At 67.5% G+C, this 23,833-nt stretch carries 21 protein-coding genes and 1 tRNA gene; 10 read left to right on the forward strand and 12 right to left on the reverse strand.

What is annotated here, in order from left to right; genetic code table 11:
* Window positions 1-196 precede the first annotated feature (196 nt).
* Complete coding sequence (locus L632_RS0102415) at window positions 197-460, forward strand: hypothetical protein (protein ID WP_028716322.1); 264 nt, start codon at window positions 197-199, stop codon at window positions 458-460.
* Window positions 461-727: 267 nt separating this feature from the next.
* Here the strand turns inward: L632_RS0102415 and L632_RS0102420 are convergent.
* Window positions 728-817 (reverse strand) — tRNA-Ser (locus tag L632_RS0102420).
* A gap of 148 nt (window positions 818-965) precedes the next feature.
* Here L632_RS0102420 and L632_RS0102425 point away from each other — a divergent pair.
* Genes L632_RS0102425 through L632_RS21965 form a run of 3 tightly spaced genes read left to right on the forward strand, consistent with a single transcriptional unit; the run spans window position 966 to window position 5,582 of the window.
* A complete protein-coding gene (locus L632_RS0102425) occupies window positions 966-2,060 on the forward strand; it encodes an NUDIX domain-containing protein (protein WP_028712471.1) in 1,095 nt (364 codons plus the stop codon).
* A 46-nt stretch (window positions 2,061-2,106) separates the two neighbouring features.
* Window positions 2,107-3,138 carry a cysteine synthase A gene (locus L632_RS0102430; RefSeq protein WP_028712472.1) on the forward strand — a complete coding sequence of 344 codons (1,032 nt, stop codon included), beginning with the start codon at window positions 2,107-2,109 and terminating at the stop codon, window positions 3,136-3,138.
* Between the two features lie 8 nt (window positions 3,139-3,146).
* Window positions 3,147-5,582, forward strand: coding sequence for a DUF3772 domain-containing protein (locus tag L632_RS21965; RefSeq protein WP_084637798.1), 2,436 nt, complete (start codon window positions 3,147-3,149; stop codon window positions 5,580-5,582).
* Between the two features lie 85 nt (window positions 5,583-5,667).
* On the opposite strand, the gene L632_RS0102440 is transcribed toward L632_RS21965, so the two are convergent.
* The 4 genes from L632_RS0102440 to L632_RS0102455 form a co-directional block, all read right to left on the reverse strand.
* Entirely contained in the window at window positions 5,668-6,738 is a 1,071-nt protein-coding gene (locus L632_RS0102440) for an AI-2E family transporter (protein ID WP_028716323.1), read from the reverse strand.
* A gap of 56 nt (window positions 6,739-6,794) precedes the next feature.
* Window positions 6,795-9,539, reverse strand: coding sequence for a DNA gyrase subunit A (gene gyrA / locus L632_RS0102445; RefSeq protein ID WP_028716324.1), 2,745 nt, complete (start codon window positions 9,537-9,539; stop codon window positions 6,795-6,797).
* A gap of 93 nt (window positions 9,540-9,632) precedes the next feature.
* A complete protein-coding gene (locus tag L632_RS0102450) occupies window positions 9,633-10,127 on the reverse strand; it encodes a disulfide bond formation protein B (RefSeq protein ID WP_028712475.1) in 495 nt (164 codons plus the stop codon).
* 53 nt (window positions 10,128-10,180) lie between these two features.
* Window positions 10,181-10,777 (reverse strand): DedA family protein, encoded by a 597-nt coding sequence (locus tag L632_RS0102455; RefSeq protein WP_028712476.1) that lies wholly within the window; start codon window positions 10,775-10,777, stop codon window positions 10,181-10,183.
* A 131-nt stretch (window positions 10,778-10,908) separates the two neighbouring features.
* On the opposite strand from L632_RS0102455, the gene L632_RS0102460 reads away from it, so the two are divergent.
* Complete coding sequence (locus L632_RS0102460; RefSeq protein WP_028712477.1) at window positions 10,909-11,760, forward strand: neutral zinc metallopeptidase; 852 nt, start codon at window positions 10,909-10,911, stop codon at window positions 11,758-11,760.
* Between the two features lie 92 nt (window positions 11,761-11,852).
* On the opposite strand, the gene L632_RS0102465 is transcribed toward L632_RS0102460, so the two are convergent.
* Window positions 11,853-12,041 (reverse strand): hypothetical protein, encoded by a 189-nt coding sequence (locus L632_RS0102465; RefSeq protein WP_028712478.1) that lies wholly within the window; start codon window positions 12,039-12,041, stop codon window positions 11,853-11,855.
* A gap of 55 nt (window positions 12,042-12,096) precedes the next feature.
* On the opposite strand from L632_RS0102465, the gene L632_RS0102470 reads away from it, so the two are divergent.
* The gene (locus tag L632_RS0102470; RefSeq protein WP_028712479.1) at window positions 12,097-12,549 is read left to right on the forward strand and encodes a type II toxin-antitoxin system RatA family toxin; all 453 of its coding nucleotides are present in this window, start codon (window positions 12,097-12,099) and stop codon (window positions 12,547-12,549) included.
* Here the strand turns inward: L632_RS0102470 and L632_RS0102475 are convergent.
* The 4 genes from L632_RS0102475 to L632_RS23410 form a co-directional block, all read right to left on the reverse strand.
* Window positions 12,537-13,142: a hypothetical protein gene (locus L632_RS0102475; protein WP_028712480.1), complete on the reverse strand. Its 606-nt coding sequence runs from the start codon at window positions 13,140-13,142 to the stop codon at window positions 12,537-12,539. The genes L632_RS0102470 and L632_RS0102475 overlap by 13 nt on opposite strands.
* A 95-nt stretch (window positions 13,143-13,237) precedes the next feature.
* Window positions 13,238-14,599, reverse strand: a complete 1,362-nt coding sequence (gene gdhA, locus L632_RS0102480) for an NADP-specific glutamate dehydrogenase (protein ID WP_028712481.1) — start codon at window positions 14,597-14,599, stop codon at window positions 13,238-13,240.
* Between the two features lie 266 nt (window positions 14,600-14,865).
* Complete coding sequence (ccrA, locus tag L632_RS0102485; RefSeq protein ID WP_028712482.1) at window positions 14,866-16,155, reverse strand: crotonyl-CoA carboxylase/reductase; 1,290 nt, start codon at window positions 16,153-16,155, stop codon at window positions 14,866-14,868.
* 183 nt (window positions 16,156-16,338) lie between these two features.
* Window positions 16,339-17,211 carry an alpha/beta hydrolase gene (locus tag L632_RS23410; RefSeq protein ID WP_051416183.1) on the reverse strand — a complete coding sequence of 291 codons (873 nt, stop codon included), beginning with the start codon at window positions 17,209-17,211 and terminating at the stop codon, window positions 16,339-16,341.
* 269 nt (window positions 17,212-17,480) lie between these two features.
* Here L632_RS23410 and L632_RS0102495 point away from each other — a divergent pair, with 269 nt between their 5' ends.
* Window positions 17,481-19,439 carry a protein meaA gene (locus L632_RS0102495; protein ID WP_028716325.1) on the forward strand — a complete coding sequence of 653 codons (1,959 nt, stop codon included), beginning with the start codon at window positions 17,481-17,483 and terminating at the stop codon, window positions 19,437-19,439.
* A gap of 100 nt (window positions 19,440-19,539) precedes the next feature.
* On the opposite strand, the gene L632_RS0102500 is transcribed toward L632_RS0102495, so the two are convergent.
* Together L632_RS0102500 and L632_RS0102505 are read right to left on the reverse strand one after the other, a co-directional pair.
* Complete coding sequence (locus tag L632_RS0102500) at window positions 19,540-20,445, reverse strand: DMT family transporter (protein WP_036697105.1); 906 nt, start codon at window positions 20,443-20,445, stop codon at window positions 19,540-19,542.
* On the reverse strand, window positions 20,445-21,014 hold the full coding sequence (locus tag L632_RS0102505) for a peroxidase-related enzyme (RefSeq protein WP_028716327.1): 570 nt from the start codon (window positions 21,012-21,014) through the stop codon (window positions 20,445-20,447). The genes L632_RS0102500 and L632_RS0102505 overlap by 1 nt, the downstream gene beginning before the upstream one ends.
* A gap of 365 nt (window positions 21,015-21,379) precedes the next feature.
* On the opposite strand from L632_RS0102505, the gene ffh reads away from it, so the two are divergent.
* From ffh to L632_RS0102520, 3 genes are read left to right on the forward strand one after another with little or no spacing between them, the layout of a single operon-like run.
* On the forward strand, window positions 21,380-22,876 hold the full coding sequence (gene ffh, locus L632_RS0102510) for a signal recognition particle protein (RefSeq protein WP_028716328.1): 1,497 nt from the start codon (window positions 21,380-21,382) through the stop codon (window positions 22,874-22,876).
* Window positions 22,877-23,407 (forward strand): GNAT family N-acetyltransferase, encoded by a 531-nt coding sequence (locus L632_RS0102515; protein ID WP_028712487.1) that lies wholly within the window; start codon window positions 22,877-22,879, stop codon window positions 23,405-23,407.
* A 60-nt stretch (window positions 23,408-23,467) separates the two neighbouring features.
* Window positions 23,468-23,764, forward strand: a complete 297-nt coding sequence (locus L632_RS0102520; protein ID WP_028712488.1) for a chorismate mutase — start codon at window positions 23,468-23,470, stop codon at window positions 23,762-23,764.
* Window positions 23,765-23,833: the final 69 nt, after the last annotated feature.

Below are 23,833 nucleotides of genomic sequence, written 5' to 3' on the forward strand. Positions count from 1 at the left end.
GGCGGGAGGATTCCGGGAGCGTCGCACGGCGGCATGCGCTCTTAAGGCGAGCCGGGCGGGGTTCTGTCAGTTCTGTCAGTTTGTCAGTTCGACGTGGAACCCCTGATCCAGAGGCCCAGGCGACTGCCCCTGCTTCTTGGCGAATCGGCGGAAAGCCGCTTATCAGGGAAAGGTTAACAAATCGTTAAAAAGTCCGATGCGCCCTTCCCTCATTGCTTTCCTCGTCTGCTTTTCCCTGCCCTCGTTTGCGGATGACGGCGCCGTGCCCATCCTCGGCGCCTTGATGACAGAGGACATCCAGGACGCCCGGCAACGCCTGCTGGACCTCAGAGGCCCTGATGCCGTCCTTCTGGATGCCGCCTGCTGCAAGATGTGCAGCAAGGGCAAAGCCTGCGGTGACAGTTGCATCAGCCGGGACAAGCAATGCCGCAAAGGCGTCGGCTGTGCCTGCGATGGCTGATCGGCGGGCCGCGCCGCACGGTGATGAACTGGATCGCCGCCGGGCAGATCGGAAGCAGCCGCCACGGGGCAACCGTCCTGGTGCGCTCACGGCCCAGCGACAGATCCCGCATGCGCTGCAGATGCTAGCTCCAATCTATCCCATCGCGTGGCGAATCCGCATCGCTCACGACCGCAATCGGTAGCAGCCAACCGCAAATATAAAGGCGGGCGTGATGGCGGGTGTGTCGCCTGAACGGCAATTTTTCTTATAAATATCAATGGAGTGTGGCGGAGAGGGTGGGATTCGAACCCACGGAACCCGTGAAGGCTCAACGGTTTTCGAGACCGCCCCGTTCGACCACTCCGGCACCTCTCCGCGCTTTCGGGTGGTGGCGGCGATTTAGACGGGCGGGGGTTGAAGCGCAAGGGGCTTCGCGCGAAAACCGCGAAAATTTTGTCCCTGGAGGGATCATGGCAGAAACAGGCATGGCCGGGCAGGCCGAAAGCATCCGGGGACCGCGGCTATGCCGCTGCTGATCGGGCCGCTGGCGCATCCGCTCCTGCGGGCCCGCCTGGCCCCCCAAGCCATCGAGGCCGAACCGTTGCAGGGCAGGCTGATCGGCGGCCGCATGGCCGGGATCGCGGCGGACGGCTGGCCCCGCCTGGCCGTGGGCAGCGACAGCCTGCCGCTCTGGCAGGCCGACTGGACGCCGGCCCTGCGCCGCTATGCCGCGATCTTCGGCCTGGCGCCGCAGCGGCATGAGGGCCGGGAGGTGCTGGGCCTGGGCGAGCCGGCCGAGGCCGCATCCGAATGGCAGCCCGAACTGGCGGCCGCGATGGCAGACAGGGTGCTGGCCCTGCCCTGGGACCAGCCGGCCGAGGCGATCCGCAGGCGCCTGCCGATGATCGCCAGCTGGGTCGCCTCGCGCCAGCGCGCCCTGGCCGAGACCGCGGGCCTGCCGCATGTGGGGCCTGCCGCCATCGACCGGACCCGCATCGATTCGGTCGAGGAGCCCTATGCCGACTATTTCTCGGTCGAGGCGATCCGGCTCAGCCAGCACCGCAACGATGGCGGCCGGACGCCGCCGTTGCTGCGCGCGGTCTTCGTCTCGGGCGATGCGACCGTCGTCCTGCCCTGGGACCCGCTGCGCGACCGGGTCATGCTGATCGACCAGCTGCGCGCCGGACCCTTGGCGCGCGGCGATGCGCAGCCGTGGCTTTACGAGACCGTGGCCGGCCGCGTCGATGCCGGCGAGACCCCGGAACAGGCCGCCCGGCGCGAGGCGGTCGAGGAAACCGGCATCGCCGTGACGCGCCTGTTCCCGGCGCCGCACAACTATCCCAGCCCCGGGGCGGTGGCGGAATACCTCTATCTCTATGTCGGCATCGCCGACCTGCCGGATGACAGCGCCGGACTGGGCGGGCTTGCGACCGAGGACGAGGATATCCGCTCGCATCTGATCCCGCGGGCCGAGCTGACCCGCATGGCGCTGGCGGGCGAGATCCGCAACGGACCGCTTCTGAACCTGGCGCTGTGGCTGGAACTGCGCCGCCACGAAATCCGCCGTGAACTGGGGCTGGAGGCAGAGACCGCCCCGGCGGGGTTGCCGCCGTCATAGGGCGGCGTGTAAACCGGGCGGGAACATCCTGCGAAAGGCCAAGCCCATGCGCATCTGCCCCGACCTCGCCTCTGCCATCGGCAACACTCCCCTGATCCGGCTGCGTCGCGCCTCGGAAGAGACCGGCTGCGAGATCCTGGGCAAGGCCGAGTTCATGAACCCGGGCCAGTCGGTCAAGGATCGCGCCGCGCTCTATATCATCAAGGACGCGCTGGAGCGGGGCGAGCTGAAGCCGGGCGGCACCATCGTCGAGGGCACGGCGGGCAATACCGGCATCGGCCTGGCGCTGGTCGGCGCCTCGATGGGCTTCCGCTCGGTCATCGTGATCCCCGAGACGCAGAGCCAGGAGAAAAAGGACATGCTGCGGCTGGCCGGGGCCGAGCTGGTGGAGGTGCCCGCGCAGCCCTACAAGAACCCCAACAACTACGTGCGCTATTCCGGTCGCCTGGCCGAGGAGCTGGCCAGGTCCGAGCCGAACGGCGCCATCTGGGCCAACCAGTTCGACAATGTCGCCAACCGTCAGGCGCATCTGGAAACCACCGGCCCCGAGATCTGGGAACAGACGGGCGGCCGCGTGGACGGCTTCATCTGCGCGGTCGGCTCGGGCGGGACGCTGGCGGGCGTCGCCATGGCCTTGCAGCCCAAGGGCGTCAAGATGGGCCTGGCCGATCCCGAGGGCGCGGCGCTTTACAGCTTCTATACCGAGGGCAAGTTCGAATCGCCCGGTTCCTCGATCACCGAGGGCATCGGCCAGGGCCGCATCACCGCGAATCTCGAAGGCTTCACCCCGGATTTCGCCTATCGCATCCCGGATGCCGAGGCGCTGCCGGTGATCTTCGACCTGCTGGAATACGAGGGGCTCTGCCTGGGCGGCTCGTCGGGGATAAATGTCGCCGGCGCGATCCGCATGGCGAAGGACATGGGTCCCGGTCACACCATCGTGACGGTGCTTTGCGACTATGGCACGCGTTACCAGACCAAGCTCTTCAACCCCGACTTCCTGCGGGCCAAGGGCCTGCCGGTGCCGGAATGGATGACGCGCCAGCCGGCGGACCTGCCCGAGGTGTATCAGGACTGACCCGCCCCATGCCCCGCCTTTCGTCCCGCCTTGCCGCGCTGCCCCGCCTTGCGACGCTGCTGGCCGTGTTCCTGCTGGCCTTCAGCCTGCCGGTGCTGGCGCAGCAAGAGGCCGAGGCCCCGGATTTCGCCGCCTGGAACAAGCTGGCCGAGCAGGCCGAGCAGATCCTGGAATCCGGCTCGGCCAATGACGTCCGGCTGCAGACCATCCGCGACGAGGTGGTGAAATGGCGCGAGCGGCTTAAGGCGGCGCAGGGCATCAACGCCACGCGGATCGCCACGCTGAAGGAACAGATCGCCGCGCTCGGCCCGCCCCCGGCCGAGGGCCAGACGGAATCCGAGGACATCGCCGCCCGCCGGAAGGAGCTGAACGAGCAGCTCTCGACCCTGCAGGCACCGGGGTTGCAGGCGGTGGAATCCTACGGTCGGGCCGACGGCATCGTCACCCAGATCGACCAGACCCTGCGCGCCCGCCAGACCTTCGCGCTGATCCGCAAGACGCCCTCGCCGCTGAACCCGGCCAACTGGGGGCCGGCCATGGCCGAGGCGGGCCATGTCGCCGGCCAGATCTATGCCGAGGCGCGCAACCGCTGGGACAGCACCGGCGGCATGAGCGGCTTTACCGCGCGCCTGCCGCTGATCGGCGGCTTCCTGCTGGTGGCCCTGCTGCTGCTGTCGCGCGGCCGGCACTGGGTCGATTCCCTGCCGTCCCGGCTGTCGGCGCGCGCCAGCGAGCGGTCGCGGGCGGCGCTGATCTTCGGCGTCTCTCTGGGCCAGATCGCCATCCCGCTGATCGGGGTGATCCTGTTCGCGGCGGCGCTGGCCTCGACCGACCTGCTGGAAGAGTGGGGCATGCCGCTCTTGCGGTCGGTGCCAGCGGCGGGGCTGTCCTTCTTCGGCGGCATCTGGCTGGCGCGTCGGCTGTTCCCCGCGCCCGACACCGCCGTGCAGCCGCCGCTGCCGATGAGCGAGGAGCACCGCGCCAAGGCGCGGCTGCGGGCCACGCTGCTGGCCTCGGCCCTGGCGCTGCACCAGCTTTTCGCCCGTTCGATCCTGCCGCTTTCCGGCTTCAACAGCCAGAACGACACCGATACCGTGCCCCAGCGCCTTGGCGAGGCTTCCGCTGGGGTCTGGCACTTCCTGCTGGTGCTGTTCGGCGCCTTCTGCCTGTTCCAGCTTTGCAACATGCTGCGCGGGCTGCGGGCGGCCGAGGGCTCGGACACGCCGGATTACCGCATCCGCGTGGTCAGCTTCCTTGCCATGGTGGGGCGGCTGGCGGCGCTGGTCGCGCCGGTTCTGGTGGCGGCGGGCTATGTCACGGCGGGCAACGCGCTGCTCTGGGCGCTGGTGCTGACCCTGGCGCTGGTCGGGCTGCTGATCATCCTGCAGGACTTCACCGCCGACTTCTACGCCATGGCCAAGGGCGGCGACCAGTCGGCGCGCGACGCGCTGATGCCGGTGCTGGTCGGCTTTGCGCTGATCCTGCTGTCGCTGCCGCTTTTCGCGCTGATCTGGGGCGCCCGCGCCAGCGACCTGGCCGAGGCCTGGAGCAAGGCGCAGCAGGGCTTCGCCTTCGGCGGCGTGCGGCTGTCGCCGATGGCGATCCTGACCTTCCTGATCGTCTTTGCCATCGGCTATTTCCTGACCAATTTCGTGCAGGGCGCCTTCCGCAGCTCGATCCTGCCCAAGACCCGGCTGGATGCGGGCGGGCAGAACGCGGTCTCCTCGATGATCGGCTATGTCGGCGTGGCGCTGGCGGCGGTCTTTGCCGTCACCTCGGCCGGGATCGACCTGACCTCGCTGGCTTTCGTCGCCGGTGCGCTGTCGGTCGGCATCGGTTTCGGCATGCAGCAGGTGGTGTCGAACTTCGTGTCGGGCATCATCCTGCTGGTCGAGCGGCCGATCGCGGTCGGCGACTGGATCGAGGTCGGCGGCCAGCAGGGCATCGTCAAGAAGATGGCGGTGCGGGCCACCCAGATCCAGACCTTCGACCGCACCCAGGTGATCGTGCCGAATTCGAACCTGATCACCCAGCCGGTCACCAACTGGACGCGCGGCAGCCTGGCCGGGCGGATCATCGTGCCGATCACGGTGGGGGTGACGGCCGACAGCCGGCAGGTGGCCGCGCTTTTGCGCGAGATCGCCGAGGACCAGCCGACGGTGCTGGTGAACCCGCCCCCGGCGGTGCTGTTGCGCAGCATCACGCCCACGGGACAGAATTACGAACTGCGCGCCGTGCTTTCCGACATCAACGGCGGCACCTCGATCGTCTCCGAGATCAATCATCAGATCCTGGAACGCTTTGCTGCGGCGGGGATCGCGCTGCCCGGCAGCGCGCGCGGCGCGCAGGATATCTACCTGCACCAGGCCGAGGGCGAGGCGCCTGCCGCCCTCTCCTCCGTCGGCCCGCAGGACGAAAAAGACCCGACCGGCCGCAGCAGCTGAGAAGGCGCCGCGCCTTGCGCATGGTCCGCCGGCCGCGTCCCAGGCCCCGTCCGGTTCAAGCCGGCGCCGCGCCCGCCTCTTGCGCCTAGCGGCGCAGGCCGCTGGGCGGCTCCTGTTCGGGCAGGCCCTCTTGCGAAAGCATGATCGCCACCGGGCGCAGCCAGGGGATCTGGGCGCAGACGATCATGATCGCCACCATGATCGGCACGGCCAGGAAGGTGCCGGCGATGCCCCAGACCACGCCCCAGAACGCCAGCGACAGCACGATGCCAAAGGAGGACAGCCGCAGCGTCTGGCCCAGCAGCATCGGATCGAAGACATTGCCGATGATGAATTGCACCGCCACGGTCAGCCCGCCCACGGTCAGCGTCGTTGCCGGGTCGCCGGTCTGCGCCAGCACCATGGCGATGGTGATGACCGTGGCCGCGATCGAGCCCAGCGTCGGGATGAAGTTCAGGATGAAGGTCAGCATGGCCACCGCCCCGGCCAGTTCCAGCCCCTGCACCCGGAAGATCGTCCAGATCAGCGCCGCCGTGACGGCGCTGATCGCTGCCTTGACCACCAGATAGCGGTTCACCCGCCGCATGATCTTGTGGACCGTTTCCAGCACCTGCCGGGCCTGGTCCGGGTCGCCAGTCAGGCGCTCGATCTTGATCGGGAACCAGATCCGTTCGCTGAACATGAAGCCGACGAAGGTCAGGATCAGCACCGAGCCCGAGATCAGGTTCGACGCCTGCGCCGCCGCCGAGCGGATCCAGCCGGCGACATCGATATTGCCCATGAAGGTGCTGATCGCCTCCTGCACGTTCGGCCCCCAGCGCTGGCTGAGCCGCGCCAGCGCCGCCTGCGCCCGGTCGGCATAGGCGATCGAGGTCGAGACCACCTCGTTCACCTGCGCCACCATCGCCGTCGCCGCCCAGAGCAGGCCGATGGCGATGGCGATCAGCGCCAGCGTCGTCGCCAGCCAGTTCGGCACCTTCAGCCTTGCAAAGGCGGAAATCGCGTCGCTGGTCAGCGAGAAGATGATGATGGCCAGCACTAGGCAGATAAGGATGAAGCGCGCCTGCACCAGCAGGAACAGGATCAGGCCAAAGGCGATCACGCCCAGAAAGCCGGTCTGCAACCGCTCGCCCAGATGCGAGTCCCGCCCGTTCAATCCCATCCCCTCATGCTGTCGGCGGCAGGGCGCGATGCGCGCGCCCCGGCCCCGTCTCAGGCTTCGGCCTCATCCTCGCCATTCTCGGCGATGCGGGCAACAGAAACCACCTCCTCGCCGGGTGCGGTGCTGAAGACGCGCACGCCGCCGGCAGAGCGCGAGCGGAAGCTGATGCCCTCGACCGGCACCCGGATCGATTGGCCGGTCGAGGTCGCCAGCATGATCTGGTCGTCGCCCTCGACCGGGAAGCTGGCGACCAGCGGCCCGCCGCGCATGGCCTTGTCCATTGCCATGACGCCCTGGCCGCCGCGGCCGCGCAGCGGATAGTCGTGCGACGAACTGATCTTGCCGGCGCCCTTGGCGGTGATGGTCAGGATCAGCTCCTCGGCGGCCGACATCTCGGCATAGCGTTCCTGCGAGATCGCGGTCTCGGCCACGGCATCCTCGTCCTCGTCCTCCTCGGCGCCGTCGTCCAGCGCGCCGGCCACGGCGCGGCGCATCTTCAGATAGGCGGCGCGTTCCTCGGACCCGGCCTCGAAATGCCGGATCACCGACATGCTGACCACCTTGTCGCCGTCGTTCACCAGCCGGATGCCGCGCACCCCGGTGGAATCGCGGCCCTTGAACACCCGCACGTCGGTGGTCGGGAAGCGGATCGCCCGGCCGGCGGCGGTGACCAGCATCACGTCGTCATTCTCGGTCGCCATGCGGGCGCCGATCAGCTCGACTCCCTCGGGCAGCTTCATGGCGATCTTGCCGTTGCGCATGACATTGGCGAAATCCGACAGCGCGTTGCGGCGCACGTCGCCTTCCGAGGTGGCGAAGATCACCTGATAGCCGTCCCATTCGCTTTGCGGCGCATCGACCGGCATCAGCGCGGCGATGGAAACCCCGGGCTGGATCGGCAGGATATTGACGATGGCCTTGCCCTTGGCGGTGCGCCCGCCCAAGGGCAGCCGCCAGGTCTTCATCCGATAGACCATGCCGTCGGTGGTGAAGAACAGCAGCTCCGTATGGGTATTGGCGACGAACAGGGTCGTCACCACGTCGTCCTCTTTCGTCGCCATGCTGGACAGGCCCTTGCCGCCGCGGCGCTGGCTGCGGAACTCGGCCAGGGCCGTGCGCTTGATATAGCCGCCCGAGGTGATGGTGACGACCATGTCCTCGCGCTCGATCAGGTCCTCGTCGTCCAGATCGCCGGCCCAGTCGGTGATCTCGGTCCGGCGCGGCACGGCGAAGAGGGTCTTCACCTCGGTCAGCTCGTTCGAGATGATGCCCATGATCCGCTCGCGCGAGGCGAGGATGGCCAGGAATTCCCGGATGGAATCGGCCAGCGTCTTCAGCTCGTCGGTGACCTCCTGCACGCCCAGCTGGGTCAGGCGCTGCAGGCGCAGTTCCAGGATGGCGCGGGCTTGGGTCTCGGACAGGTTGTAGGTGCCGTCCTCGTTCACCGGATGCAGCGGGTCGTCGATCAGCCGCAGGTATTCCACGATCTCATGCGCCGGCCAGCGCCGCTCCATCAGCCGCGCCCGCGCCTCGGCGGCGTCGGCCGAGCTGCGGATCGTCGCCACCACCTCGTCCACGTTCGAGACCGCGACGGCAAGGCCGCAGAGCACATGCGCGCGTTCCCGCGCCTTGCGCAGTTCATAGGCGGTGCGGCGGGCGACCACCTCCTCGCGGAAGGCGATGAAATGGGTCAGGAAGTCGCGCAGCGTCAGCTGCTCGGGCCGGCCGCCGTTCAGCGCCAGCATGTTGGCGCCGAAGCTGGTCTGCATCGGGGTAAAGCGGAACAGCTGGTTCAGCACCACCTCGGCGGTGGCGTCGCGCTTCAGCTCGATCACCACCCGCACGCCGACGCGATCGGATTCGTCCTGCACATGGGCGATGCCCTCGATACGCTTTTCCTTGGCAAGCTCGGCGATCTTCTCGATCAGCGTCGCCTTGTTCACCTGGAAGGGGATCTCGTCGAGGATGATCGCCTGACGGCCGGCGCGGGTCTCCTCGATCCGGGTCTTGGCCCGCACGACGATGCTGCCGCGTCCTTCCAGATAGGCCTTGCGCACGCCCGAGCGGCCCAGGATGATGCCGCCGGTCGGGAAATCCGGGCCGGGCACGATTTCCAGCAGCCGTTCGGTCGGCAGGTCGGGGTTCTCGATCAGCGCCAGCGTGGCGTCCACGACCTCGCCCAGGTTGTGCGGCGGGATGTTGGTCGCCATACCGACGGCGATGCCGCCGGCGCCGTTGACCAGCATGTTCGGGAAACGCGCCGGCAGGACGGTCGGCTCGCGGTCCTTGCCGTCGTAATTGTCCTGGAAATCGACGGTGTCCTTGTCGATGTCCATCAGCAGATAGGCCGAGGGCTTGTCCATCCGCACCTCGGTATAGCGCATGGCTGCCGGGCTGTCGCCGTCCATGCTGCCGAAATTGCCCTGGCCGTCCAGAAGCGGCAGCGACATGGAAAAGTCCTGCGCCATCCGCACCAGCGCGTCGTAGATCGAGGCGTCGCCATGCGGGTGATACTTACCCATGGTGTCGCCGACCGGGCGGGCCGACTTGCGATAGGGCTTGTCATGGGTGTTGCCGGTCTCGTGCATGGCGAAGAGCACCCGGCGATGCACCGGCTTCAGCCCGTCGCGCAGGTCGGGAATCGCCCGGCTGACGATCACCGACATGGCATAGTCGAGATAGGAGGAGCGCATCTCGTGCGAGATGTCGATCACCGGGCCGTCGTGATGCATCACGGCGCGCTCCGATCCGCCGTTCTCGGGGGTATCGTCGTCGTTTTCAGGGATGTCAGCCACGGGGAAACCTCAAGATCTTGTTGGGCATGGGTCTATCCCATACCCGCCTTGGGTGCAATCTTGACGGGGCGCGGCCGGGCGGGAAATCCCGCCTCAGGCCAGCCCGGCCTCGCGCCGGCGGCCGCGGACCGAGGCCAGCCACAGCGCCGCAAGCCCGGCCGAGAGAATGGCGTTCCAGCCCGCCATCGAGATGCCGAACAGGCTCCAGGCCACCTCGTCGCAGCGCACCACCGGCGCCTGCTGCAGCGCCGCCATCAGGTCCTGCGTGGACATGGTGGCCAGCCCCGACACGCCGCCCGAGCAATGCTGCGGTCCCTGCCAGATCTGCAACTCGACCCCGGCGTGGTAGATGGCGAGGCCGGTGGCGCAAAGCGCGGCGATCAGCCCCAGCGCCGCCAGCCAGCGTTTCCAGCCGAAGAACCAGATCAGCCCGCCGATGATCGCGGCGGCCAGATGCGGCCAGCGTTGCAGGATGCAGAGCTCGCAGGGCGCATAGCCCAGGCTCTGGAAGGTCAGCGCGGCGGCCAGCAGGGCGGCGGAACCCGCGCCGGCGGTCACGGCGATATGCTTGCTCGAAAATCCGTTCATGGGCTTTCGGTTAGGACCGCGCGCGGCGGCCGGCAAGTGCCAATCGCGTGAACTCAATGCGGCTTCCAGGTGACGACGCGGTAAAGATAGATCGCCACCACTGCCACCACCACCAGCTTGGACAGCGGATCGACCCAATCCGCGACCAGCGCATAGTTTTCGTGCAGCATCAGCCCGGCGAATGTCAGCACCCCGGTCCAGAGCGCGCTGCCGATCACGGTATAGAGCAGGAATTTCCACATCGGCATGCGCGCCAGCCCGGCGGGAACCGAGATCAGCGTCCGAATGGCCGGGATCATGCGGCCGAAGAACACCGCCATGGCGCCGTGGCGCTGGAACCAGTCATGCGCCGCGTCGATATCCGAGGGCGAGAGCGTCAGCAGACGGCCATGGCGGGCGGCGAAGCGCTTCAGCCGCTCCTCGCCGAACCAGAGGCCGATGTAATACCACATCAGCGTGCCCAGGACCGAGCCGATGGTGCCGACCAGGATGGTCAGGGTCAGCGACATGCGGCCGCTGCCGGCCAGGAAGCCGGCCAGCGGCATGATCACCTCGGAGGGGATGGGCGGAAAGACGTTCTCGGCCACCATCAGCATCAGCACGCCGAGATAGCCCCAGCTCTCGATCGTCGAAACCACCCAGTCGAACATGCCTGCCCCTTTCGTTTCGGACCCTGCTGCGGGCTGGGGCCGGAACTGTCAACCCTGCGCGGGTGTTGCGCCGGGACGAGGTTGCGGTAACCTTGGCGTGAAGGGCCGGATCGCGGCGGGGAGGGTGGCGGATGGAATGGCGGGGCAGACGCGGCAGCCGGAATGTCGAGGACCGGCGCGGCATGGGCCGGGCGGCGGGCGCGGGCGGCATGGGCGTCGTCGGCGTTCTGGTGGTGCTGGCGGTGGGCTATTTCTTCGGTATCGACATCTCGCCCATCGTCGGCGCCATCGATGATGGCGGCCGGCAGGGCGAGCCGCGCGAGCTGACCCAGGAAGAGCGCGAGATCGGCCAGTTCGTCTCGGTGGTGCTGGCCGATACCGAGGAGGTCTGGGCCGGCGTGCTGCCCGACCAGGCGGGGATGCGCTATCAGGAGCCGGGCCTTGTGCTGTTCTCGGGCGCGGTGCAGTCGGCCTGCGGCGGCGCCTCGGCGGCGATGGGGCCATTCTACTGCCCGGGGGACCGCAAGGTCTATCTGGACACGGATTTCTTCCGGGTGATGGCCGGCAAGATGGGGGCGGGAGGCGATTTCGCCTATGCCTATGTCATCGCGCATGAGATCGGCCATCACGTGCAGAACCTGACCGGAACGCTGGGCGAGGTGAACGGGCTGCGCGCCCGCGTCGGCCAGCGCGATTCGAACCGGCTCTCGGTGCTGACCGAGCTGCAGGCGGATTGCTATGCCGGGATCTGGGCAAGGCAGGCCAGCGAGCAGTTCGGCAGCATCGAGGAGGGCGACATCGACGAGGCGATCAACGCCGCTGCCGCCGTGGGCGACGATACGCTGATGGAAAGCGCCGGCCGCGCGGTGGTGCCCGACGCCTTCACCCATGGCTCGGCCGCCGAGCGCCAGACTTGGTTCAAGCGCGGCTTCGCCTCGGGGCAGATGGCGCAATGCGACACGTTCAAGGCGGCCGGGATGTAGGCGGCCGCTTGGGTATTTGCCGAACGAAGAAGCCGGGCGCTGGGCCTGAGGACGCCGTTGCGGGGGTATGGGGAAAGGGGGCCGGAGCGGCCTTACGGGCGCTGCAGGTGCAGGCCGCGCGGCCGGTCCATGGTCGCCCAGTCCGGCCAGAGCCCGAAATGTTCCAGCCCCGCCAGCAGCAGGCCCGCCGCGATGATGGCGAGCACCAGCATCACGGTGCGCGGCTTCGGCGGGTGTCTTGCCCAGCGTGAAGCCCGGATCAGCCAGATGAGGTTGTTCATCGCCCCTTTCCTTTGCTAGTGCTGCCCGAAACGAATACGGCCCCGGACGATTTCCTTGCCCCAGCACAGCGACAGCCGCATCCTGCCCTATACCGCCGACCAGATGTATGCGCTGGTGGCCGATATCGAAAGATATCCCGAGTTCCTGCCCTGGAACACCGCCGCCCGCATCCGCGCGCGCCGGCCTGGCGCTTCGGGCAGTGAAGTGGTCGAGGCTGACCTGGTCATCAGCTTCAAGGTGTTCCGCGAACGATTCGGCTCTCGCGTGACCTTGTGGCCCGAGACCAGGCGCATCGACACCGAATATCTGGACGGGCCGTTCAAGTACCTGCGCAGCGGCTGGAGCTTCGCGGACCTGCCGGAAGGCGGCTGCAGGGTGGAGTTCTTCGTCGATTTCGAATTCCGCAACGCCATTCTCGGCAAGGTGATCGGCGTGGTCTTCGGCGAGGCGATGTCGCGCATCGTCCGGGCCTTCGAGGACCGGGCCAAGGCGCTTTACGGGACCTGACGGGCGGCCTGCCAGATCGCGTATTCCGGCGCCAGCGCCTCGCGCAGCCGCGCCTCGGCCGCCGGCGGCAGGTCCGTCGTGGCCTGGGGCGAGATGTTCCTGCGCCGCAGCGCGATCCGGGTGCCGAGGCGCTGCGACAGGAATTCGACCAGCGCCGGCATCGCCTCGTAGCGGAAGACGTGATCGACCGCGATGGCGCCGTCATGGTCGATCAGGAATTCCGACTGCCGGCCCAGCCGGGCGTATTCGGGCCGGTTCCCCGGCCGCAGGTAATCGGCGGCGAACGCCTCGAAGCTGACATGGGCGGTGCTGTTCGCATGGCCGATCAGCCCGTCGCGGGCGCGGAAGCGATACCAGCTGCGCAGCCAGTCCAGCGGCTCGCGCACCACCGCCACCGTCTCGAATTCCGGCCCGCCCAGCGGGTTCAGCAGCGGCCGGATGCGGTTGAGATATTGCCGCAGGTTCAGGTGCTTGATTTCCGGGCGCGAGCGGAAGGCGATCTCGGCCTGCGGCGAAAGCGCCTCTTCCAGCGCGGTGGTGCCGGTCTTGGGAACCGAAAGCAGCACGAGGCGGGGCTTGAGAAAGATCAGCATGAACAGGACAACCCATGGACGAAAACACCCATGCGCATTAGCGGGCCTGTCCCGGGCTGGCAAGGCGGGCCGGGGGTGCCGGCCCGCGCAGGGGATCAGATCACGCCGAAGGCGCGCATCGGCTCGGCCACGCGGATGAAGCCGGCGATGTTGGCGCCGATCACGTAATCGCCCGGGGCGCCGAATTCCTCGGCCGTGCTGTAGCAGCTGTCATGGATGTCGCGCATGATCTCGGCCAGCTTCGCCTCGGTCTTCTCGAAGGACCAGCGGTCGCGCGAGGCGTTCTGCTGCATCTCCAGCGCCGAGGTGGCGACGCCGCCGGCATTCGCCGCCTTGCCGGGGCCGAACTTGACGCCGGCCTGCTGGAAGGCCCGGATCGCCTCGGGGGTGCAGGGCATGTTCGCGCCCTCGCCGACCGCCGTGACGCCGTTCTTGACCAGCTTGGCCGCGTCCTTGCCGGTCAGCTCGTTCTGCGTGGCCGAGGGCATGGCGACTTCGCAGGCCACGTCCCAGATCGAGCCCTCGCCGGATTTCACGAAATAGGCGCCGTTGCCTTCGCCTTTCATCCGGACGTATTGCGAAATGCGGCCGCGGCGCACCTCCTTGATTTCCTTGACCAGCGCCAGGTCGATGCCGGACTCGTCCACGATATAGCCCGAGCTGTCCGAGCAGGCGATGACCTTGCCGCCGAATTCCTGCACCTTCTCGATGGTGTAGATCGCGACATTGCCCGAGCCCGAGACCACGACCGTCTTGCCGTCGAAATCGGTGCCGCCGGTCTTCAGCATGGCCTGGGTGAAATAGGTGTTGCCGTAGCCGGTTGCTTCCTTGCGGGCCAGCGAGCCGCCGTAGAACAGCCCCTTGCCGGTCAGCACGCCGGCCTCGTAGCGGTTGGTCAGGCGCTTGTACTGGCCGAACATATAGCCGATCTCGCGCGCGCCGACGCCGATATCGCCGGCCGGCACGTCGGTATATTCGCCCAGGTGGCGGTAAAGCTCGGTCATGAAGCTTTGGCAGAAGCGCATGATCTCGCCGTCCGAGCGGCCCTTGGGATCGAAGTCCGAGCCGCCCTTGCCGCCGCCGATGGGCAGGCCGGTCAGCGCGTTCTTGAAGATCTGTTCGAAGCCGAGGAACTTGATGATGCCCACGTTCACCGAGGGGTGGAAGCGCAGGCCGCCCTTGTAGGGGCCCATGGCCGAGGAGAACTGCACCCGGAAGCCGCGATTGATCTGCACGCGGCCCTTGTCGTCGGTCCACGGCACGCGGAAGATGATCTGGCGCTCGGGCTCGCAGATGCGTTCGATCAGCGCGTCTTCGAGGTAGTCCGGGCGCTTGGCGACCACCCGGCCCAGGCTTTCCAGCACCTCGCGCACGGCCTGATGGAACTCGGGCTCGCCGGCGTTGCGGCGGACCACCTCCTCGTAGATGGGGGCAAGCTTGTCATCGATCTGCGGCATGTCGCGGAATCCTTCCCTTGGGGTCGGAAGGCTCCTTAGCCCAAGGTTCAGGCAGTTTGAATGGGGCAGGCGCAATATTTGGGCAAAATGCCGAAGTTTTCGGCGGAATGCTGTGCCGACCCGATAATAAATCGGTGAATATCAAAGAGTAACGCGATTTTATTCTGCCTGTTGACAGAGCAGCAGGCTTTTCCGCGCCTTTCCGCAGACGAAAAGACCGCCCGGCGCCTCCCCGCGCCGGGCGGTCGGCATGCGCCGGGGCCGGGTCAGCGCCGCCCCGCCTCCAGCGCGTCCTCGAAGGTGCGCAGGCCGGTGACCGGCGACTGCACCAGCACCGCCATGTTGCCGGGCTTGTGCTGGTTGCGCAGCATCTTCAGATGCGCCTGCGGGATTTCCGCCCAGGGGAAGACCTCGGACATGCAGGGATCGATGCGGCGTTCCAGCATCAGCTTGTTGGCGGCGCTGGCCTGTTTCAGATGCGCGAAATGGCTGCCCTGCAGGCGCTTCTGGTGCATCCACATGTAGCGCACGTCGAAGGTGCAGTTGAAGCCCGAGGTGCCGGCGCAGATCACCACCATGCCGCCCTTCTTGCAGACCAGGGTCGAGACGGGGAAGGTCGCCTCGCCCGGGTGCTCGAAGACGATGTCGACATTCACGCCCTTGCCGGTGATGTCCCAGATCGCCTTGCCGAACTTGCGCGCCTCGGCGAACCACTCCTTGTATTCGGGGGTGTTCACCGTGGGCAGCTGGCCCCAGCACTTGAAGTCCTTGCGGTTGATGACGCCCTTGGCGCCCAGCGACATGACGAATTCGCGCTTGTCCTCGTCGCTGATGACGCCGATGGCGTTCGCCCCCGCCGCGTTGATGAGCTGGATGGCGAAGCTGCCAAGCCCGCCCGAGGCGCCCCAGACCAGCACGTTCATGCCCGGCTTCAGCTCATGCGGCTCGTGCCCGAACAGCATCCGGTAGGCGGTGGCCAGCGTCAGCGTGTAGCAGGCCGATTCCTCCCAGGTCAGGTGGCGGGGCCGCTTCATCAGCTGCTGGGCCTGGACGCGGGTGAATTGCGCGAAGCTGCCGTCCGGCGTCTCATAGCCCCAGATGCGCTGGCTGGGCGAATACATCGGGTCGCCGCCGTTGCATTCCTCGTCGTTGCCGTCGTCCTGGTTGCAGTGGATGACGACCTCGTCGCCGACCTTCCAGTTCTTGACCTTGTCGCCCACCGCCCAGACGATGCCCGAGGCGTCGGAACCGGCGATGTGATAGGGCGCGCCATGGCCGTCGAAGGGGCTGATCGGAACGCCCAGGCCAGCCCAGATGCCATTGTAATTGACGCCCGCCGCCATCACCAGGACCAGCACCTCGTTGCTGTCGATCGGCGGCGTCTCGACCACCTCGACCTGCATGGCCTTGTCGGGCTCGCCATGGCGTTCGCGCCGGATCGCCCAAGCGTACATCTGCTTGGGCACATAGCCCAGAGGCGGCATCTCGCCGATCTCGTAAAGGTCCTTTTCCGGTGCGTCATAGGGCGCGATCGGGGTCGGTTGGTCCAGGGCCATCTCAGAGTCCTCTCTTGCCGCCTCCTTGCGCCGGGGGTTCCGCCGCGGCGCAGAATCAGCGCGGGTTACAGGGCAGGTTGTAAGATCGTCCGCGCAACAATGCAACATTCCAGATGCAGAAATTATAATAATCTGTCGTAACGGATTTGCGAGGCGCCGCAATGCAGCGCAGATCGGGCGTCTTTACCCCGCCAGATGCCGCAGCAGGAAACCGGCCAGCGCCTCTTGCGTGCGGGTAGCCGTGAAACCGGCGCTGCCATGGCGCTCATCGGGCAGAATGGCGAAATCCACGGCCGCACCGGGATCGATCGCCAGCCAGGCCTCGCGCAGGCGCCGCGCCTGGCCCGGCGGAACGATGCGGTCTTCTGCCCCGTGGCGGATCATCAGCGGCGGCAGCGGCGTGCCGGGACGCATGGCGCCCAGCCGGCCGACCGGCGACAGCGCCGTCGCCTCGTCTCGGCGCTGGCCCACGGCATAGCCGACCAGCAGCGATTCGGCGCTTTGCGGCGAATCGGCGGGCAGGCGTCTGGGCGCGCCGCCCAGCCGCGCCATGTCGGCATCCATGCTGCCGAAGTCCATCGGCCCGTAGAAATCGACCACCGCGCGCGGCGGCCGGCCCTGCATCGCCAGCGTCAGCGCCGCCGAGACCGCCAGGAACGCCCCGGCCGAACGCCCGCCCAAGGCGCCGCGCCCCGGCTTCAGGCCCAGATCGGGCCCGTCACGGCGCAGGAAGTCCAGAGCGGCCAGCACATCCTGTTCCTGCGCCGGCCAGAGCGCCTCATTCGACAGCCGGTAATTCATTCGTATCACGGCGATTCCTGCCCGCAGCAGCTCGGGCGGCACCGGCAAGAGCCGCTTGTCGCCGGCGCGGAAGCCGCCGCCATGCAGGTCGAGCAGCCAGGGGAAAGGTCCGCCGCCCTGCGGCAGATGGATGTCCAGCCGGTTGCGGGGCGAGGCATCGGAATAGGCCAGGTCGTGCAATCCGGGCCGCGCCCCGGCCGGCCGGGCCGCCAGAGCGGCCAGGATCCCAAGGGTCGAGCGGCGGGTCAGCACCATGGGGCGCTCCGTTCCTGTCGATGGGCCTCGTCCGTGGGCCTCGTCCGTCGGGGCCAAGGCTAGCATCCGCCCCTCCCGCCGCCAACGCTGCAACTGCATTATTTGCCGCGGCCGCAGGTTTTCCCGGTTTTCTGCCGTTTTCCACGGCATCGACCGAGAACATCGCACCGACCGCAGCGTCAGGTTCTCTCTGCGATGCGGCGAATTGACCGGGCAGGATTATTACGCTATCGCTATGCCTGTCGTAATAATGTTGCGAGGGAAATCCCGTGGCCGAGAAAGACAAACCCTGGCTCTTCCGCACCTATGCGGGCCATTCGACCGCCGAGAAATCCAACGCACTCTATCGGGGCAACCTTGCCAAGGGGCAGACCGGCCTGTCGGTGGCCTTCGACCTGCCGACGCAGACGGGCTATGACAGCGACCATGTCCTGGCGCGGGGAGAGGTCGGCAAGGTCGGCGTGCCGATCTGCCATCTGGGCGACATGCGGGCGCTGTTCGACCAGATCCCGCTGGAACAGATGAACACCTCGATGACCATCAACGCCACCGCGCCCTGGCTGTTGTCGCTCTATATCGCCGTGGCCGAGGAGCAGGGCGCGGATGTCACCAAGCTGCAAGGCACGGTGCAGAACGACATCATCAAGGAATACCTGTCGCGCGGCACCTATATCTGCCCGCCGAAACCCTCGCTGCGGATGATCACCGACGTCGCGGCCTATACGGCGAAGCACCTGCCGAAATGGAACCCGATGAACGTCTGCTCCTACCACCTGCAAGAGGCGGGGGCGACGCCCGAGCAGGAGCTGGCCTATGCGCTGGCCACGGGCATCGCGGTGCTCGACGATCTGAAAACCAAGGTCGAGCCGCAGGATTTCCCGGCCATGGTCGGGCGCATCAGCTTCTTCGTGAACGCCGGCATCCGCTTCGTGACCGAGATGTGCAAGATGCGCGCCTTCACCGAGCTCTGGGACGAGATCTGCCGCACCCGCTACGGCATCGAGGAGGAGAAATACCGCCGCTTCCGCTATGGCGTGCAGGTGAACTCGCTGGGCCTGACCGAGCAGCAGCCGGAAAACAACGTCTATCGCATCCTGCTGGAGATGCTGGCGGTGGTGCTGTCGAAGAATGCCCGCGCCCGCGCGGTGCAGCTGCCGGCCTGGAACGAGGCGCTGGGCCTGCCGCGCCCCTGGGACCAGCAATGGTCGCTGCGTATGCAGCAGATCGTCGCCTATGAAACCGACCTGCTGGAATATGGCGACCTCTTCGACGGCAACCCGGCCATCGCCGCCAAGGTCGAGGAGCTGAAATCCGGCGCCCGCGCGGAGCTGGCGACGCTGGACGAGATGGGCGGCGCCATTGCCGCCATCGAATACATGAAGTCGCGGCTGGTCGAATCCAACGCCGAGCGGCTGAACCGCATCGAGGCGAACGAAACGGTGGTCGTGGGCGTCAATCGCTGGCAGCAGGGCGAGCCCTCGCCGCTGACCGCGGGCGACGGCGGCATCATGGTCGTCGATCCGGCGGTCGAGCAGGACCAGATCGCCCGGCTGAACGCCTGGCGGCAGGCGCGCGACGAGGCGGCCGTCGAGACCGCCCTCGCCGCGCTGCGCGATGCCGCGCAGAGGGGCCAGAACGTCATGCCGTTTTCCATCGCCGCGGCCAAGGCGGGTGCGACGACCGGCGAATGGGCGGCGGTGATGCGCCAGGTGCACGGCGAATATCGCGGCCCGACCGGCGTCTCGGCCAGCCCGTCCAACCGCACCGAGGGGCTGGAGCCGATCCGCGAGGCGGTGGACGCCGTCAGCCGCCGCCTGGGCCGGCGGCTGAAATTCCTGGTCGGCAAGCCCGGGCTCGACGGCCATTCCAACGGCGCCGAGCAGATCGCCTTCCGCGCCCGCGATTGCGGCATGGACATCACCTATGAAGGCATCCGCCTGACGCCCGAGCAGATCGTGACGCGCGCCGCCGAGGACAACGCCCATGTCGTCGGCCTGTCGATCCTGTCGGGCAGCCACCTGCCGCTGATCGAGGAGTTGATGGAGCGCATGCGAGCCGCCGGTCTTTCGCATGTCCCGGTGGTGGTCGGCGGCATCATCCCCGACGAGGACGCGGCCCGGCTGCTGAAGATGGGCGTGGCGCGGGTCTATACGCCCAAGGATTTCGAGCTCAACCGGATCATGATGGATATCGTGGCCCTGGTCGAGCCCGAGGAGGCGGTCGCCTGATCCGGTGGCACGGCCGCATGGGTATTTGAGGAACGAAGAAGTCCGGGAGCCGTGCCTTCGGCTTCTCTGTTGTGCAAATACCCAAATCGCGGCCGCGCCGTCAGTCCTTCAGCAGCAGAAGCAGCGCGGCGACGGTCGCCAGCACCCCGGGCAGCACGGCGAGCGACGGCAGGCCGCGGGTCAATGCGGCCTCGAGCCCGATCACCCAGGCCGGGGTCAGATAGGTATAGGCCATCACCTTGGAGGAGGGCAGGCGCATGGTGGCGAATTGCACCAATGCCGTGGTCAGCGCGCTGGCGAAGATCGCCACATAGAGCAGCGTCACCCAGACGATGGCCGGCAGATGCGCCCAATCGGTGCGCAGGATCGCCTCTCCGCCCCAGACCAGCAGGATCAGCCCGCCTGCGCAGAGCGTGGCGAAGGTCGACACGATCGGCGCCTCGCCGCGGTTCAGCCGCCGCACCATCGGCGTATAGAGCGCATGCGCCGCGCAGCCGACCAGGTAGATCGCCTCGCCGCGGCCGAATTCCAGCCGCATCAGCGCCGCCGCGTCGCCGCCGAAGATCACCCAGAGCGAGCCCGCCGCCCCCAGCGCCAGCGCCACGGCGATGCGCCCAGTCATGCGCTGCCGCATCAGAAGCCAGCCGAAGCCCGCCGACATCAGCGGCGTCAACGTGAACACCGCCGCCGCCGAGACCGGCAGAGCGGTCTTGAGCCCCTCGAACATCAGCACGAAATAGGCGGCGAAAAGCCCGCCCAGCAGAAGGTAGCGCCAGGGTGCCCGAAAGCTTGCGCGCGGGATGCCGGGGCCGGCAAGGGCCACGCCGCCGACCACGCCCGCCGCGATGGCGAAGCGCGCCGCCGAGATCGCCGCCGGGTCGATCAGGTTCGCCGCCCGCGCGCCGAGCGAGAAGGAGCCGGCGATCGCGGCCGAGAACAGCAGCATCGCCGCATGGCCCTGCAGCGCCTCGCGCTGCATCTGCGGCACCGCGGACAGTTCGGCCATCAGCCGCGGCCCAGCATGTAGAATTCGTCGTTCGGCCGGATGTCGCCGGCATTCACCAGCCGGTTCGACATGCCGAAGAAGGCGGCGATGGCGCCGATGTCCCAGATCTCGTCCTGGTCGAACCCGGCCTCGCGCAGCGCCTGGTGATCCGCCTCGCCGATCTGCTGGGCGTTCAGTGCCACCTTCTCGGCATAGGTCAGCATGGCGCGTTCGCGGGCCGACAGGTCGGCCTTGCGCCAGTTCACCGCCACCTGGTCGGCGATGAAGGCATTCTTCGCGCGGATGCGCAGGATCGCGCCATGCGCCACCACGCAATACTGGCACTGGTTCAGCCCCGAGGTGGCGACCACGATCAGCTCGCGCTCGGCCTTGGTCAGGCCCGACTCGCGCTCCATCAGCGCGTCGTGATAGGCGAAGAAGGCGCGGAACTCGTCCGGGCGATGCGCCAGCGCCAGGAAGACGTTCGGCACGAAGCCGGATTTCTCGGCCACCTTGCGGATGCGCGTGGCGATGTCCTCGGGCATCTCGTCAAGCGAGGGCACGGGAAAGCGGCTGATGGAATGGGTCATGGCTCGGTCCTCCGGGGGCCGAGGTTTTCACCAAAGCCGGGGCAGGGTCAATCCGTGGGCGAGAGCGATTGGTCGACACTAATCTCAAGTCAACGCATGGCTAACCTTTAAGTTAACAAGTCAAACTGAGATCAGTTCTAAGTTGAATTGGCACCATTACAGTCGAGTTGCAGTCAACAAGAAGTTGACCTCCGGTTGACTTGGCCTCGATTTCGGCCTATCCACACCGGGATTCCCGGAAGGTCCGCCCTTCCGGTCCCCGCCCGCCGGGGATCGCCCCCCGTCAGCGCGTTGCGCCCACGGGGGCGTCACTGTTTATTCGCGCCCCATACCCGGGGCAACGGCAACCATCAGGAGGGCCGCCGATGTTTGAAAACCTGTCCGACCGCCTTGGCGGCGTCTTCGACCGGCTGACCAAGCAGGGTGCGCTGTCCGAGGAGGACGTCGCCGCCGCCATGCGCGAGGTGCGCGTCGCGCTGCTGGAGGCCGACGTCTCGCTGCCGGTGGCGCGCAGCTTCGTGAAATCGGTGACGCAGAAGGCTACCGGCGCCGCGGTCACCAAGTCGATCACTCCCGGCCAGCAGGTCGTGAAGATCGTCCATGACGAGCTGATCAAGGTCCTGCAGGGCGAGGACGAGCCCGACGCGCTGCGCATCGACAACCCGCCGGCGCCGATCCTGATGGTCGGGCTTCAGGGCTCGGGCAAGACCACCACCACCGCGAAGCTGGCGAAGCGCCTGAAGGACCGCGAGAAGAAGCGCGTGCTGATGGCCTCGCTGGACACCAACCGTCCCGCCGCCATGGAGCAGCTGGCGATCCTGGGCCAGCAGATCGGCGTCGATACCCTGCCCATCTTGCCGGGCGAGAATGCCGTGCAGATCGCCAGACGCGCCAAGCAGCAGGCGACGCTGGGCGGCTATGACGTCTATATGCTCGACACCGCCGGCCGGCTGCATATCGACGAAGTGCTGATGGACGAGGTGCAGGCGGTCCGCGACGTGGCGAACCCGCGCGAGACGCTGCTGGTCGTCGACGGTCTGACCGGCCAGGACGCGGTGAACGTCGCCGGCGAATTCGACGGCAAGGTCGGCATCTCGGGCGTGGTGCTGACCCGGATGGACGGCGACGGCCGCGGCGGCGCGGCGCTGTCGATGCGTGCCGTGACCGGCAAGCCGATCCGCTTCGTCGGCCTTGGCGAAAAGATGGACGCGCTGGAAGCCTTCGACGCGCAGCGCATTGCCGGCCGCATCCTCGGCATGGGCGATATCGTCGCCCTGGTCGAGAAGGCGCAGGAAGTGCTGGAGGTCGAGCAGGCCGAGCGCATGATGCGGCGCTTCCAGAAGGGCATGTTCAACATGAACGATCTGCGGGGCCAGCTTGAGCAGATGCTCAAGATGGGCGGCATGCAGTCGATCATGGGCATGATGCCGGGCATGGGCAAGATGGCCAAGCAGGCCGAGGCCGCCGGCTTCGACGACAAGGCGATCAAGCGCCAGATCGCGCTGATCAATTCGATGACCAAGAAGGAACGCGCCAATCCGGACATCCTGCAGGCCAGCCGCAAGAAGCGCATCGCCGCCGGCGCCGGCATGGAAGTGTCGGAACTGAACAAGCTGCTGAAGATGCAGAAGCAGATGGCCGACACGATGAAGAAGCTCGGCAAGATGGGCAAGGGCGGCATGCTGAAACAGGCCATGCGCGCCATGACCGGCAAGGGCGGCGGGCTGCCCGACATGGCCAATGTCGATCCGGCCAAGATGGCCGAGGCGACGAAGATGTTGCAGGACCCCAAGGGGCTGGGCGGCGATCTGGGCAAGCTGAACCTGCCCGGCGGACTCTCGGGACTGTTCGGGAAGAAATAAGTGGTCACGCTCTCCGACACGCCCGTGCTGACGACCGAGCGACTGGTCCTGCGTGCCCCGCAGGCCGGCGACTGGCCGGCATGGCGCGATTTCGCCATCGGCGAGCGGGCGCGCTGGATCGGCGGCCCGATGGTCGAGCCGGGACAGGCATGGCGGGCCTTCGGCCATATCGTCGGCCATTGGGTGCTGCGCGGCTTCGGCTCCTTCGTGGTGACGGATCGCGACGGCGGCGCGCCGCTCGGCTTGGTCGGGCCCTGGTTCCCGGATGGTTGGCCCGAGCACGAGCTGGGCTGGACGCTCTGGGACGTCGCGGTCGAGGGCAGGGGCATCGCGCATGAGGCGGCGCTGGCCGCCCGCGACTTCGCCGCCCGGCAGCTCGGCTGGACCACCGCCGTCAGCTATATCCTGCCCGCCAATGCCCGCTCGGCCGCCCTGGCCGAGAGGCTGGGCGCGGTGCGCGACCCGGATGCGGCGCATCCCGGCAAGGAACCCTGCCTCGTCTATCGCCATCCGATGAGGGGCGCGGCATGAGCAAGTCCTTCGGCGGCGCACATGCCCCCTGCAGCCAGATTTCAGCCAGCGGAGACCCGAATGAGTGACCCGACCGCCCGCGCCGCGACGCTGCTCAAGGAGCATCGCGCCAGCATCGACCGGCTGGACGCGATCCTGGTCTATACGCTTGCCGAGCGGTTCAAGCACACCCAGTCCGTCGGCCGCCTCAAGGCCGAACACGACCTTCCGCCGTCCGATCCCGCCCGCGAGGCGCAGCAGATCGAGCGGCTGGAACGCCTCGCGCGCGAGGCCGATCTCGACCCGGAATTCGCGCGCAAATTCCTGAACTTCGTGATCGCCGAAGTGATCCGGCATCATGAACGATACCACGCCTAGGATGCGTCAAGACGCAGCCTGCCAACCGCAACCCGACCCGTAGGCTGCGCTCCGGCGCATCCTGCAACC

The organism is Paracoccus sp. J39, from assembly GCF_000518925.1.
GTDB lineage: Bacteria > Pseudomonadota > Alphaproteobacteria > Rhodobacterales > Rhodobacteraceae > Paracoccus.